The 13,812-nt window shown below is 28.0% G+C and carries 10 protein-coding genes; 4 read left to right on the top strand and 6 right to left on the bottom strand.

Translation table 11 applies throughout. The features are described 5' to 3' along the window. The first annotated feature begins 15 nt into the window (after positions 1–15). Positions 16–282, top strand: coding sequence for an RNA-binding protein (locus tag CRV01_RS00820; protein ID WP_129006114.1), 267 nt, complete (start codon positions 16–18; stop codon positions 280–282). Between the two features lie 216 nt (positions 283–498). Here the strand turns inward: CRV01_RS00820 and CRV01_RS00815 are convergent, their stop codons facing one another. From CRV01_RS00815 to CRV01_RS00795, 5 genes are all read right to left on the bottom strand, one after another. Continuing rightward, positions 499–3,615 carry an efflux RND transporter permease subunit gene (locus CRV01_RS00815; RefSeq protein ID WP_129006112.1) on the bottom strand — a complete coding sequence of 1,039 codons (3,117 nt, stop codon included), beginning with the start codon at positions 3,613–3,615 and terminating at the stop codon, positions 499–501. 8 nt (positions 3,616–3,623) lie between these two features. After that, the gene (locus tag CRV01_RS00810; RefSeq protein WP_129006110.1) at positions 3,624–4,625 is read right to left on the bottom strand and encodes an efflux RND transporter periplasmic adaptor subunit; all 1,002 of its coding nucleotides are present in this window, start codon (positions 4,623–4,625) and stop codon (positions 3,624–3,626) included. After that, complete coding sequence (locus CRV01_RS00805; protein WP_129006108.1) at positions 4,625–5,836, bottom strand: TolC family protein; 1,212 nt, start codon at positions 5,834–5,836, stop codon at positions 4,625–4,627. The genes CRV01_RS00810 and CRV01_RS00805 overlap by 1 nt, the downstream gene beginning before the upstream one ends. Then, positions 5,836–6,216: a FixH family protein gene (locus CRV01_RS00800; protein WP_129006106.1), complete on the bottom strand. Its 381-nt coding sequence runs from the start codon at positions 6,214–6,216 to the stop codon at positions 5,836–5,838. The genes CRV01_RS00805 and CRV01_RS00800 overlap by 1 nt, the downstream gene beginning before the upstream one ends. A gap of 61 nt (positions 6,217–6,277) precedes the next feature. After that, positions 6,278–7,465 (bottom strand): HAMP domain-containing sensor histidine kinase, encoded by a 1,188-nt coding sequence (locus CRV01_RS00795; protein WP_258238276.1) that lies wholly within the window; start codon positions 7,463–7,465, stop codon positions 6,278–6,280. Between the two features lie 44 nt (positions 7,466–7,509). On the opposite strand from CRV01_RS00795, the gene CRV01_RS00790 reads away from it, so the two are divergent. The 3 genes from CRV01_RS00790 to CRV01_RS00780 all read left to right on the top strand — a co-directional run bounded on the left by CRV01_RS00790 (position 7,510) and on the right by CRV01_RS00780 (position 11,486). After that, positions 7,510–8,169 carry a response regulator transcription factor gene (locus tag CRV01_RS00790; protein WP_129006104.1) on the top strand — a complete coding sequence of 220 codons (660 nt, stop codon included), beginning with the start codon at positions 7,510–7,512 and terminating at the stop codon, positions 8,167–8,169. 91 nt (positions 8,170–8,260) lie between these two features. Continuing rightward, a complete protein-coding gene (locus CRV01_RS00785) occupies positions 8,261–9,115 on the top strand; it encodes a sulfurtransferase (RefSeq protein ID WP_129006102.1) in 855 nt (284 codons plus the stop codon). Between the two features lies 1 nt (position 9,116). Beyond that, positions 9,117–11,486, top strand: a complete 2,370-nt coding sequence (locus CRV01_RS00780) for a bifunctional diguanylate cyclase/phosphodiesterase (protein ID WP_129006100.1) — start codon at positions 9,117–9,119, stop codon at positions 11,484–11,486. A gap of 1,262 nt (positions 11,487–12,748) precedes the next feature. Here CRV01_RS00780 and CRV01_RS00775 read toward each other — a convergent pair. After that, positions 12,749–13,768, bottom strand: coding sequence for a ribonucleotide-diphosphate reductase subunit beta (locus CRV01_RS00775; RefSeq protein ID WP_129006098.1), 1,020 nt, complete (start codon positions 13,766–13,768; stop codon positions 12,749–12,751). Positions 13,769–13,812 lie beyond the last annotated feature (44 nt).

Genomic DNA, 13,812 nt, shown 5'->3' with positions numbered 1-13,812 from the left:
AAAGGAATAAAAGTAATGAACATTTATGTTGGAAATCTATCATTTAGAATGAATGATAGTGAGTTAGAAAAAGTTTTCGCTGAGTTCGGTGAAGTAAAAAGCGCTAAGGTTATCACAGATAGAGAAACAGGAAGATCAAAAGGTTTTGGTTTTGTTGAAATGGCAGATTCTTCTGCAGGTAACGAAGCTATTGAAAAACTGAATGGTAACGAAGTTGAAGGTAGAACTTTAAGAGTTAATGAAGCGAGACCAAGAGAAGAGAGACCTAGAAGACAATTCTAGTCTTCTCTTATCGAAAACTACAATAAAAATATAAAATCTAAACTTACAGTTATATAATGGAACCCCTTCTTAAGGAGAAGTCTCTTTGCTGGTTGGTTGTTTGGTTATATTATGTCTATGTGTAAGTTGGAGTTCCATTATATTTGCTAAAACTGTAGAAGTATTTTACTTCTTTTATGTGTAGTTATCGTGTGATAACTACACATTTTTTCTTATTTAGTGAGAAATATCTATTTCCGCCATTTTCCCTTTTTTTCTAATTGCTAATATATAAAAAATTGCAGGAATAATAACTAATGTTAATATCGCAGAAGAAGTCATTCCACCAATCATTGGTGCAGCAATTCTTTGCATAACTTCACTTCCTACCCCATCAATATACATAATAGGAATAAGTCCACCTAAGATTGCAAATAGTGTCATAAGCTTTGGCCTAAGTCTTAAAACAGCTCCTTTATATATTGCATGAAAAATATAGGTTTTATCAGGTTCTTCACATTTTTCTTGTAATTCTTTCATTGCTTCATGTAAATATACCAACATAACAATAGAAGTTTCAGCTGCAACTCCAAGTAAAGCTAAAAAGCCAACAACAACTGCTATAGACATATTGAAGTTTAAAAATTCTAAATAAAATACTCCACCTGTTAAGGCAAATGGTAAAGTGAAAAATATAATAAATGTATATGTGATATTTTTAAGTGCAAAATAAATAAGAATAAAAATTAAAACAAAAGTTAGTGGAATAATATATGCTAATTTTTCCATTGCTGATTCTAAATATTCACTCTGTCCTGCCCACTCATAATAAAAGCCTTCAGGAAGCTTCATATCAGCAAGTATCTCTTTAGCCTCATCTTTGTATTGTTTTGATGAGATATCAGCCTTAGGAGTAATATAAATGAAGTTAACATTAAGTGCTTTCTCTGATTTAATTACAGAAGGTCCCTCTTCATAACTTAACCTTGCAAACATCTGTAAAGGTTGAAAACCAAGTTTTGTTTTTACTTGAAGATTATTTAAAGCATTTATATCTTCCCTTTGAGTTGTTTCAAATCTTAATGAAACAGGATATCTCTCTAAACCATCAAAAAGTGTTGTAACTTTTGAACCTGCAACACCTAATGATACAGTAGATAAAATATCATTTTTTGTAATACCATATCTAGACAACATCTTTTCATCTAAATTAATATTTAAATAGTAACCTGAATTAATCTTGTCAGTTGATACAGAAAGTGTTGAATCAAGTTTTTTTAATCTTTTCTCAAACTTTAAAGCTGTATCTTCTAACTTTTGATGGTCATTTCCATAAAGTTTAATTCCTAGAGGTGTTCTAATACCTGTTAGAAGCATATCAATTCTTCCACGAATAGGATAAGTCCAAGAATTAATAAGACCAGCTACTTTTAATTTTTGATCCATTTCCTGCATTAACTTTTTATATGTCATTCCTTCTCTCCACTCATTTTCTGGTTTAAATGTAATTATTGTTTCAATCATAGCTAGTGGTGCTGGATCAGTTGCAGTATCTGCTCGCCCTGCTTTACCAAATACTGTATCAACTTCTGGAAAAGACTTTATTATTTGATTTGTTTTTTGTGTTAACTCTTTTGACAAATCAACACCAATACCATATGGGGTTACTGGCATATACATAAAAGTTTGCTCATTCATCATAGGCATAAATTCCCAGTTTAGCTTTTTATATACTGGATATGAAAAAGCCAAAGTAAGAACAAAAAACGCAACTATTAAGAATCTAAATCTAAGTGATAGTTTTAAAATAGGAGAATAAAGTTTCACAAAAAATCTATTTAAAACATTTTTATCTTCACTTAGAATTTTTCCTTTTATAAAATATATCATTAAAATAGGAACAATAGTAATAGAAAGAATTGCTCCAGCTACCATTGCAAATGTTTTAGTAAAAGCTAAAGGTGTAAACAATCTTCCCTCTTGTCCTGTTAAAGCAAAAATAGGTAAAAAAGAAACAACAACTAAAATAAGTGCAAAAAATATTGGTCGCCCTACTTGCTTTGAAGACTTGATTATAATATCAATTCTTTCATTATTTGAAATATTCTCTTTTCCTTGAAGATGTTTATGGGCATTTTCCACCATAACAATAGTAGCATCAACCATTGCTCCAATTGCAATAGCAATACCACCTAAACTCATAATATTTGAACCTAAGTTAAAGAACTTCATTAATAAGAAAGTAATCATAACTGTAAGTGGTAAAGTAATGATAATAATAAGTGCTGACCTAAAGTGGAATAAAAATAGTGCCACAATAATCATAACAATAATCGACTCTTCAACAAGAGTGTTTTTAAGTGTATCAATTGCCTTATCAATAAGTGAACTTCTATCATAAACTTCAACTACTTCTACATCATCTATTTTTAAAGTATTAAGTTTTTGTTTAACCCTTTTTATTACTGAATAAGGATTTTCACCATAACGTACAACTACAATTCCACCTACTGTTTCACCCTGACCATTTAAATCAGCCATACCTCTTCTATTTGATGAAGTGATATTAACACTTGCAATATCTTTTATCATAAGAGGATTAGAGTTAAAAGTCTTTATAGTAATATTTTCAATATCTTCAACCGTTTTTAGAAAACCTTTTGCCTGAATCATATGTTCAAAACCATTTTCTAAAATAATTCTTCCACCCTTTTCATCATTGTTTGATTCTAAACTCTTTTTTAAATCAGCAATTGAAACATCATATTGCACCATCTTATCTTGATCAATTGTAATTTCATAGTTTTTAATAAATCCACCAATAGATGCAATTTCACTAACTCCATCAACACCTAAAAGTGCAAACTTATAATAATAGTCTTGTAAGGTTTTCAACTCATCAAGAGATTTTGTGTCTGATTTTAAAGCATATTGATAAGCCCATCCAACACCAGTTGCGTCTGGTCCAATTGCTACATCAACACCTTCAGGAAAACTACCTTGAAGTTGAGAAAGCTGCTCTAAGATTCTATTTCTAGAATCATAAAGATCAGTTCCATCTTTAAATATCACATAAATAAGAGCATTTTGAAAAGAACTCATAGCTCTTACAGTTTCAATATTTGGAAGACTCATAAGGTTTGAAATAAGAGGATATGAAACTTGTTCCTCAATAGTTTTTGGACTTTGCCCTGCCCACTTCACTTGCACAATAACTTGTGGTGGTGAAAGGTCAGGAAGTGCATCTAAGCTTGTATTTTTAATAGCCCAAATAGAACCAATAGCTAATACTAGCATTGCAAAAATTACTAAAAATTTATTCTTTATACTTTGTGAGATTATAGATTCAACCATAATAATTCCTACCAGTCATCATCATCTGAACTATAAAGTCCATTAGTAATAGCATCTGAATCAAGTAAGAATAAAGCATTATTAATAACACTTTGTCCTTCTTGGATTCCATCAATAATTTCATACTTCTTAGAAGATATTCTTTTTGCAGTAACTTCTATTGGTTCATACTCTGACTCAGAAAGGTATTGGAAAACATAATGTTTACTTCCTTTTTGTAAAACTGCCGTCTTAGGTAAAGTTAGAATTTCTTTATTATTTTGCTTTATATCAACTTTAGCAAACATATTTGGTGAGTACTTTAAATCCTTGTTATCTATTACAAGTCTTACATCAACACTTTTATTTGTCTCATCTACTGTAGGATAGATATAGTCAACTGTTGAAACAACTGGTTCATCAAATCCATCTATATAAACTTTTGCTTTAAGACCTTTATTTATAAAAGACAAATCCTTTTGATATACACTTGCTATAACCCAAAGTTTTTCTAAAGATGCAAGTTGAAGTAAAAGACTTCCTTTTTTTACAAAACTTCCATTATTTATCTCTTTTTTTATAACAAGGGAATCATAAGGAGAATAAAATGCAATTTCAGAAATCTCTTCTTTCCCTTTTACAATTCTTTTTATCTCTTTATTATCTACAGCTAAAGCTTTTAATTTATTAATATTACTTTTTACTAAACTTTTGTTAAATTTTTTTGCAATATTAATTTCTTGAATTATTGAACTTACCTCATCTGAATAGATTGAAAAAAGAGGTTCATTTTTTTTTGCCATAGAATAAAGTTTATTAGCATCTAATTTTGTTATATATCCATCAAATCTACTTACAACATCAAAAGTTAATGATTCATCAAAAGTAAGACGTCCATAAAAGCTTTTTAAAGGCCCTATTTGCTCTTTTTGTACTTTGACAAGCTTTTTATTGAACAACTGCTTTATTTCAAGAATTTCAGCATTTAATATGCAAGCCCCTAAAAATAGGACTAGTATGTATTTTTTCATTAATTAACCTTTGTAAAATAGATAGAATTTGCTAAATTTGTATAAAATTTCTGTTTTTCATCAATTGCTTTTAGTTTATACTTGATTAATTCATTTAGGTTTTTAATCAACTCTTTTGAATCAATTTTCTTTAATGATGAAAATCTGTTATAACTTTCAAGTGTTTTTTGAATTTGATTGTATTTTGGAATTATGCTTTCATTTATTTTTCTATATGAATAAAAAGCATTATCAATATTACTTTGTAAAATTTTAATTTGATTTGTAAATTTTAATTTTGAATCTTCTAAAAGATTTTTATATTCACTTGCTTTGTGTTTTGCTTTTCGTGCTTTTATATTTTCACTTCCATAAACAGAAAGAGGAATTGCAACACTTACATTTATATAGTCTTCATATTTACTATCTCTTTGAAAATATTTAACTGCAAAGTTTATATCTGAGTTTTTCTTTTCCTCTTCAAATTTTGAAGTAGTATTAAATTTTTTAATATTTTTTTCTAGCTGTAAAATCTTAGGGTGTGAATCAATATTATTTACTAAAGTAAGTTTCTGTAACTTAGTACTGATATCAATATCTTTAAACTTTGTATATGTTAATTGTTCTAACTGAAGTTTAAAAACCCTAAGATTATTGTTTAATTTTTGTTCGCTTATATCAAGTTCATCATACAATGTCTGAACTTTTATTATATCTATCTGACTTGCTTTATTATATTTGTAAAACTCTTCTAAAAGATTTTGTAGTTCTGCAACATTCTGCTTTAACTTAGAAAAAAGAGTAACTCTTTCTTCAACTAACTTTATATTATAAATATATTCATATATTTTTGATTCTAACTCAAGCTTTTTATCTGCTAATACTAGCTTTGAAAGCTCATAATCATCCCTTGCAATCTCTTCTTCTAACTCTTTTTTATTACCTATTGGTATAATCTGATTAAGACCAATAAACTGTGCTTGCATAGGTTCTAAATCTCTTTTAGAGATATCATCAAACTGTATATCATTTGCTCCAAAACTCAAAACTGGGTTTTGCCATTTTGAAGCTAAGTTTATTTGCTCTTTTGCTAAAGCAATTGTTTGCTCTAAAGCTTGCAGGGAACTATTTTTATTAATAGCTTCCTTTACTACTTGCTTTACTTCCTTTGCATAAATAGAATTAGTAAATAGACTAAAAAACAAGATGAGAATAAGAGATTGCTTTAACATTATAAATTTACACTAGATCTAAGTTTGTGTACTTTTCCATCAGCAGTTTTAAACATTAGATGATACTGCCAAGTACCACTCATTGTTAAGTTAATTAACATTTTATATTTACCATCAACTAATTTTGCTTTTCCTACATACTCCATATATGGCATTCCAGGCATTTCTGGCATAAAGAATTTTGCTTTTACTTTTGCATCTGTTACAGGTTTTCCATCTTTTGATAGTGTTACATAAAAATAGTTATCTCCAACTACTAATGTTTTTTCTGTTTTTAAAGTTACATCATACCCGTCTTTACTTCCACTTAAGTCAATTGGGTCTGCGTTTAGAACACCTATTAAAAGTGCAATCATTGAAAATATTTTCAATAGTTTCATTTTGTCTCCTTAGATTTTATTCCAAGAAGTGTAGTTGTTATTTATGGAGGATGTGTGGAAATTAAAATTTGAAAGTAAAAGTAGTCTCTTTTCTTTCTTGGGAAGTTACATTAAAGTTTATATCATACTCTTTGCAGATATTTTGAACTATATTTAGCCCTATTCCAAAGCCACCTTGCTCTTTAGTAGCTCTATAATATCTATTAAAGATATCATCTATTTTTTTCTTTTCAATACCAATACCTGTATCTTTTATACTAAGTGTTGAATCTTTTAAAGAAATAAAGACTTCACCCTCTTTTTTGTTGTATTTAATAGCATTTGAAAGGATATTATTAAATAGTCTTATAAAATCATTTTTATCAATTTTATAGAAGAACTCTTCTAAATCTAAATGAATAGTTATTTTTCTTTTTAATGCTATTACTTCAAAGTACTTAAGTTGTTCTTCTATTAAAGTTTTTAGTTCAAGCTCTTCTAGAACCCTATTCTCATCTTTTTCTTCTAAAAAAATATAAGTTAAATCACTATAGATTTCTGAGATTCTATGAACTGCTAGTTTTACTCTTTCAAGCTGTTTTGAGCTAAGATTGTCACTTTCTGAAGACATTAAAATAGCACTAATAGGAGTATTTAATTCATGGGTTGTATCTTTTATAAAATTGTTTAGCTTTTCCCTCTCATCTTTTATAGGTTTAATAAATAGTTTTGCTAAAAAGAAACCAATAAGAGCAATTAAAGAGTAAGTGATTAAAAATACAATTAATACTTTATTTCTAGTGTTATTAGCTAAAGTATGGAAAAGTTTATCTTTTATTGCAATATGAAAGATACCAAGGTGACCAAAAGTAGAATTATCAACCAAGATGTAGTTATTATCTTTTTGGTAAAAACCATTTTCTAGTTTTATTTCATCATTAAAATTTCCAAGGATTTTTTTACCATCTCTATCATAAAAAGCTATTTCATACTGCTTCATACTTAAATAATCATCAATATTTAATTTTGTTTCCATCATATGAGAAAAGATAACTTTTGCAGCTATTTGAGAAGAGATATTTTCCATTTTTGTTTTAGCTAAATCAAGGTGTAGAGTTTTCTCATTTTGATAATATAACAATGATAATAGTAATAATAAAATAAATGAAGCTCCTAAATATAAAGATAAAAATCTTATAAAGGTAAGCTTTTCACTTCTTGTTAAATCTATGGTATACTCCTTTTGAAAATTGATTATAACATTTTCCACATAACTTCCACGTGTAATTTATATACTTTATTATGGAGTTTAAAATGAAAATATTATTACTAGAAGATGATACTCTTTTACATGAAATCATAGAAGAGTTTTTAGAAGAACTAAAATATGAAGTTATCTCTACCTATGATGGACAAGAAGCATATGAACTTATTTACGAGCAACACTTTGATTTACTTATTTTAGATGTAAATGTACCTTCAATAAGTGGTTTTGATTTATTAAAAAATTTAAAATCAAACTCCATTGATATTCCAACTATCTTTATAACTTCACTACATACTACAAAAGATATGGAAAAAGGTTTTAATGCAGGAGCTGATGACTACATAAGAAAACCTTTTCACTTAAGTGAATTAAAACTTAGAATTGATAATATCAAAAGATTAAGAAAAATAGAATCAAAAGAAGAACAAAAGATAAATAATGATATTTCTTATGATTATGATTTGAAAACTATTTTTATAAAAGATAAAAAGTTCCAACTATCAAAAACTGAAGCAAAAGTTTTTGAATATCTTTTAAAACACTCAAATAAAGCAGTATCAATAGAAGAAATTGCACTTAATAACTGGGTTTATGATGATACCCCTACAGATACCACAGTAAGAACATATATAAAGAATATAAGAAAGATTTTAGGAAAAGATTCAATTATAAATATAAAAGGCATTGGATATAAGCTAGAGTTATAACTTAATTGTAGTTTAAATTAAAGAATTAAAGCTAAGAACTTAAGAAAATAGTGGATATAATTATATTTATTTTACTATAAAGGCCACTAAAATGGTAAAAAAAATCTTCTTAATTTGTATCTTTAGTATTTCACTTTTTGCTACTGAAAAAAATATGCCCTCAATTGTTGATATTGCTTGGTTAAAACAAAATATTTCAAACCCGAATCTTGTATTATTAGATTTAAGAAATGAAGAACTATATAATAAGAATCACATAAAAAATGCATTTAATATCCCAGCATTAGAAAATCTTTTTGATAAAAAATTCTTTATGCCAAATATAGAAAAACTTCAAGTACTTTTTTCTGATGCAGGAATAAAAAATGATTCTTTGGTTGTTGCTTATGATGACGGTAGTTTTATTTGGTCTGCAAGACTTTATTGGATACTTGAAATATTAGGACACAATAATGTTGGTATCTTAAAAGTAGGCTACAAAAACTGGGAAGAAGATAGTTTTACTCTTAGTGAAAAGCCCTTTGTCCCTAGAAAAAGTAATTTTACGCCAAGAGTAGATAATACCAAAGTTCAAACAAAACTAAGTACCCTACTTTCTATTGGCAAAAAGACAATTATTGATGGAAGAAAAGAGTCACATTACTTAGGTAAAGAATCAATTGCAAAAAGATTTGGACATATTCCAACTGCACAAAACTATGCCTGTACTCAAAACTACCAAGTTACTACAACTGGTAATAAAATAAAAAATCTTGATAAACTAGAGACTTTATATAAAGATATCCCAAAAGATAAAGAGATTATCCTTTACTGTGATGGTGGGGCAGAAGCTGCACTAAATTATATCGTTCTTCAAGAATTAGGTTATAAAGCTAGCGTATATGACGGTTCATGGGCAGAATGGGGGAACGATGAAGCAGTTCCTATAGAAAACCCTTCAAAGTAAAATGACAAAAAAACACTACAGAGGTTCAATAAAAAGAAGACTAACTTTAATGATTTTACTGGTTACTTTAATAACTGGTATAGTTGGATATTCTAGTTTTGTTTACTGGAATATGAAGTCTCAACAAACAAAAACTATTGAGCTTTCAAGAACAGTTGCAAAAATACTAAGTCAAGATATTGCGAAACTTGTTTTATTAAAAGAAATAGCCGTTGCAGCTGATATAACAAGTAAGTTAAAATCTTTTGATAATATTGATTCAATGATTCTATATAAATTAGATAATAAAGCTATCTTCCAATACAACAAAAATAATAAAGACCTTGAAGTAAAGCCTTTACCTAATGATTATAAAAAAGTAAATGACATAAAAGACAATCTTTTAAAACTTTATGCTGATGCTAGATATCAAGGTACTAAACTAGGGGTTGTAGAATTAAACTTCAAAGTAAAAAACTTATCAGATATTGTAAAAAGAGATATTCCTATTTTAATAACTATTTCTTTAGTTTTACTTCTTTTATCTTTTGTCCTTGCTAACTTCTTTGCAAAAAGATTTACAGAACCTATCTTAAAGTTAGTATCTTTTTTAAGTAAGATTGATATTATTGATTCTTTAAAAAACAGGGCTAAGACTAAAGAAGATAATGAAATAGGTAAACTTTATGATGAAATAAACTATATGCTTCAAAGGATAGAAAATTCACAGAAAGTTGAAAAAATAGCTGCTGCTGCTTTTGAGACAAGAAGTGGAATGATGATTACAGACGCAAATGAGATAATTCTTCAAGTAAATAAAGCCTTTACTAAAATTTCTGGATATGAAAAAGAGGAAGTTATAGGGAAAACTCCTAGTATTTTAAGATCTGGATATCAAGATGAAAATTTCTATAAAGAGATGAAAAAAAAATTACACAAATACAATCACTGGAGTGGTGAAATATACAACAAACATAAAGATGGAACAATCTATCCAGAACACCTTACAATTCAAGCTGTTTTAGATGATGATTTAAATGTAATTTATTATGTGGCATCTTTTATTGATTTAACAATACAAAAAGAGACAGAAGCAAAAGTTGAGTACCTAAAACAGTATGATTCTTTAACTGGATTAGCAAACAAAGAAATGCTTTTAAATGAGATACAAACACATCTAAATAAAAAACAACAGTTTAGATGGGGATTACTTATTTGTTTTGATTTAAGAGACTTTAAAATTATTAATGATGCCTATGGATATAGCATAGGAGATAAAGTACTCGAAGCAATTACTTTAAAAACAAAAAAAATATTTAATGATGCTTCAATGATAGCTAGAGTAACAGGAGATGAATTTGCAGTTTGGTTTCCACATATTCATGAACACAAAAACCAAGCTTCCATTGAAGCCAAGCTTTTAGCAGAGTTCTTAGTAAATACTTTATCCGAAGAAATAAAAATAGAAGATAAAACTATAAATCCTATGGTCTATGCTGGATTATCAATTTATAATAAAAACTGTAAAGGTGCAAATGAACTATTAAAACAAGCAGACTCTGCTTTACATCAAGCAAAAAAAGAGGAAAAAAGATTCTCTTATTTTGATAAACAAGCACAAAATATGGCACAAAATCATCTTGATACATATTCACAACTTATAAAAGCAATTGATGAGGAGCATTTTGAATTATTTTATCAACTACAATATGATGATGAAAATCATGTATATGGAGCAGAAGCATTAATTAGATGGATACACCCTGAGGAAGGTATTATTCCCCCTGATAGTTTTATTCCAATTGCTGAAAAGACTGGATTGATTATTCCTATTGGCTCATGGGTTATAAAAACTGCCTGTAAACAGCTAGAAACATGGCAAAAAGCTAAAGAAACATCAAATTGGGTCATTGCTATTAATATTAGTGCAAAACAGTTTCTAGAAGAGGATTTTATTGATACAATCAAAATGTATATAAAACAGTATAAAGTAAATGCAAATCTTCTAAAAGTAGAATTAACAGAATCTATTCTTGCAAAAAGCCTTGAAGAAGTAAAAGATAAAATGCTTAAAATAAAAAAACTAGGGGTTCAAGTATCTTTAGATGATTTTGGAACTGGCTACTCTTCTTTACAATATCTAAGAGAGTTACCTTTAAATCAAATCAAAATAGATAGGTCTTTTGTAAGTAATATATTGGAAAATAAAGCTGATGAAGCTATTGTTAAAAGCATACTTTTATTTGCAGAAGCTTTAAACTTGCAAGTAGTTGCTGAAGGTGTAGAAACTAAAGAGCAATATAAATTTTTAGTAAATTTAGGTTGTAAACTATTCCAAGGTTACTATTTTGCAAAACCTGAAAGAATAGAAAATATAAGTACTAATAAATAAAAATATATGTTGCTAATGCCGTAGTATAATAAACTAATGATAATCCTAGAAATAAAACTTGACTTTCGTATCTTGTTTCCATAATTTCTCCTTTGATTATATATAACAGTTTACACTGTTTTTGTATACTTTGGTAGTAAAAAAATGTCTATTAAGTATTCAGTTATTCCGTTAGTATATGAAAAAGTAACTTAGATATGCTGTTGTAAAGTAACTAATACTCATACTTAAGAATAAAAAACCGCTCTCATATTTTAGTGTCATGATTTACCCTTTTTTATATTTGATATTATAATTTTATTAGGGCTTGGTTTCATTCAAGTTACAAAATAATATTAGCACTATAAAGGCTAAAGCCTTTGTGGATGATACTTTTTTGTTGAAAAAAGTATCGCAAAAAGCAACCAGCCATGTTGCCAAAGGTCTAGCGACTTCCCTCTTGTTTTATCATAATTTTTTGAACTGCGTAACTCATAAAAAGAGTGAGTTAGTCACTCTTTTTATTCAAACATACTCGTTCTTTTCCAAAAACTATTCTAAAACACTCGGCTTTAACAAAGGCTGGACTCATTCTTGCAATTGTGCAATAAACTAACTAAGTATTTAAAGAAATATAAAAGACTATTTATGTCATTATTCATAACCACATGAGTAGAGATAAAAGTTTTATAACTCTTTTATCTTACTTATTTTTTTTTGATAATTATTTTTATGATAAAGTTAACCACATTTTTCCTTTCTGATATTACATCACATTATAAAATCACTATATCAAATATAGCACAAACAGAGTATACATTATTTTTTTATAAATGTCAAACACAAAGTACCTTATAATGGGGCTTTAGTATAGTTTAATTATAGTATAATAAAATTATTTTTTTACAGAAGTGCTGATACAGATACGATATTATCTACATAATTATTATCTCTTATACTTTATATTTTGTAGAATTTACTATAAAAAAGTTTTTATGTTAACGCAAAATTTCAAAATATTGCTACACTTTTTAATTAATTGATTAAAACATTTCATATTTTATCAAAAAACCATATGCTTATAAATACTATAATTCTATTATAAGACATAATTATTTTATAGTATAAACATATACATGAAAAGAGTTTTAGTGAGAATTATTTTTTAGAAAGTTCAAGGCCAGAGTGGCAATTTTATTGGGAGCTTACTAAAGTAAGTGACTGATGAAATTTCCACGATAACGCAGAAATTTCAAAAAAGAGTTATTAATAAAACTCTTTTTTTAGAAGTCGTCGAAGTCGATAGAACCCTTCGAGTAGTTTACTACATTCCCTTCAAAGAAGTTAGTTCTCTGGTCATTAAAACTTGCATACCCATCAACCCAAGGAATAGGATGCTTCACATTATACTCAGGAGCATAACCAACTGCTTCAAGTCTTCTATCTGCAAGATATTGGATATATTGAGTGATAATAGCGTCTGTAAACCCTAAAATCTGTCCTTGAGTAATATATGCACCCCAAGAAGATTCAAGTTCTACTGCTTTTTTAAACATACCTCTTACAATTTGTTCTAATTCAGGAGTAAATAAATCAGGTCTCTCTTTTCTTGTAGAGTTAATCATATTTTGGAAAAGAAGTAAATGAGTTACTTCATCCCTTTGAATAAATCTAATCATTTGAGAAGAACCAAGCATTTTCCCTGATTTTCCAAGGGCATACATTGCTGCAAATCCAGCATAGAAATATAATCCTTCTAAGATTTGGTTAGCAAACATAGCTAATACTATCTTTTGATCAGTAATATCCCCTGCTAAGTTATGATAAACCTCTGCAATATAGTTATTCTTTTCTCTTAACTTCTCATCTGTTTTCCACTTATCATAAATCTCATCTGTATTATCAGAAATAGACTCAACCATAACTGCGTATGACTTTGAGTGATTTGCTTCTTCATAAGATTGTCTTGATAAACAAGCATTAATCTCAGGAACAGTGATATATGGATTAATATTATCCATTAAGTTATTTGTTTGTAAAGAATCCATAAAGATTAATTGAGAAAGTACTAAATCATACATTCTTTTCTCTGCTGGGCTTAAGTACTTATAATCTTTAGCATCACCAGTCATTTGTACTTCTTTAGGGAACCATGTATTTGCTTCCATCGTATCCCAAAGTCTTAAAGCCCATTGATACTTCATTTTAGTGAAGTTAATCATTCCATCGGGATTTCCCCCAAAGATTCTTCTTTCATTGAAAGTCTCTTTAGAATCTGGATTATATATCGTTTTTCTTCCCACTTTTATTTACCTCTGTTTTTTGACATTATATATTTTAATTTTAG

Source organism: Arcobacter sp. CECT 8983 (assembly GCF_004118855.1).
Taxonomy (GTDB): Bacteria; Campylobacterota; Campylobacteria; order Campylobacterales; family Arcobacteraceae; genus Halarcobacter.
This window is presented reverse-complemented; position numbering and strand designations above follow the sequence as displayed.

Excerpts from the sequence above, each read along its gene's own strand:
- CRV01_RS00820 (WP_129006114.1), top strand. The coding sequence starts at position 16 with ATGAACATTTATGTTGGAAATCTATCATTTAGAATGAATGATAGTGAG.
- CRV01_RS00815 (WP_129006112.1), bottom strand. The coding sequence starts at position 3,615 with ATGGTTGAATCTATAATCTCACAAAGTATAAAGAATAAATTTTTAGTA.
- CRV01_RS00810 (WP_129006110.1), bottom strand. The coding sequence starts at position 4,625 with ATGAAAAAATACATACTAGTCCTATTTTTAGGGGCTTGCATATTAAAT.
- CRV01_RS00805 (WP_129006108.1), bottom strand. The coding sequence starts at position 5,836 with ATGTTAAAGCAATCTCTTATTCTCATCTTGTTTTTTAGTCTATTTACT.
- CRV01_RS00800 (WP_129006106.1), bottom strand. The coding sequence starts at position 6,216 with ATGAAACTATTGAAAATATTTTCAATGATTGCACTTTTAATAGGTGTT.
- CRV01_RS00790 (WP_129006104.1), top strand. The coding sequence starts at position 7,510 with ATGAAAATATTATTACTAGAAGATGATACTCTTTTACATGAAATCATA.
- CRV01_RS00785 (WP_129006102.1), top strand. The coding sequence starts at position 8,261 with ATGGTAAAAAAAATCTTCTTAATTTGTATCTTTAGTATTTCACTTTTT.
- CRV01_RS00780 (WP_129006100.1), top strand. The coding sequence starts at position 9,117 with ATGACAAAAAAACACTACAGAGGTTCAATAAAAAGAAGACTAACTTTA.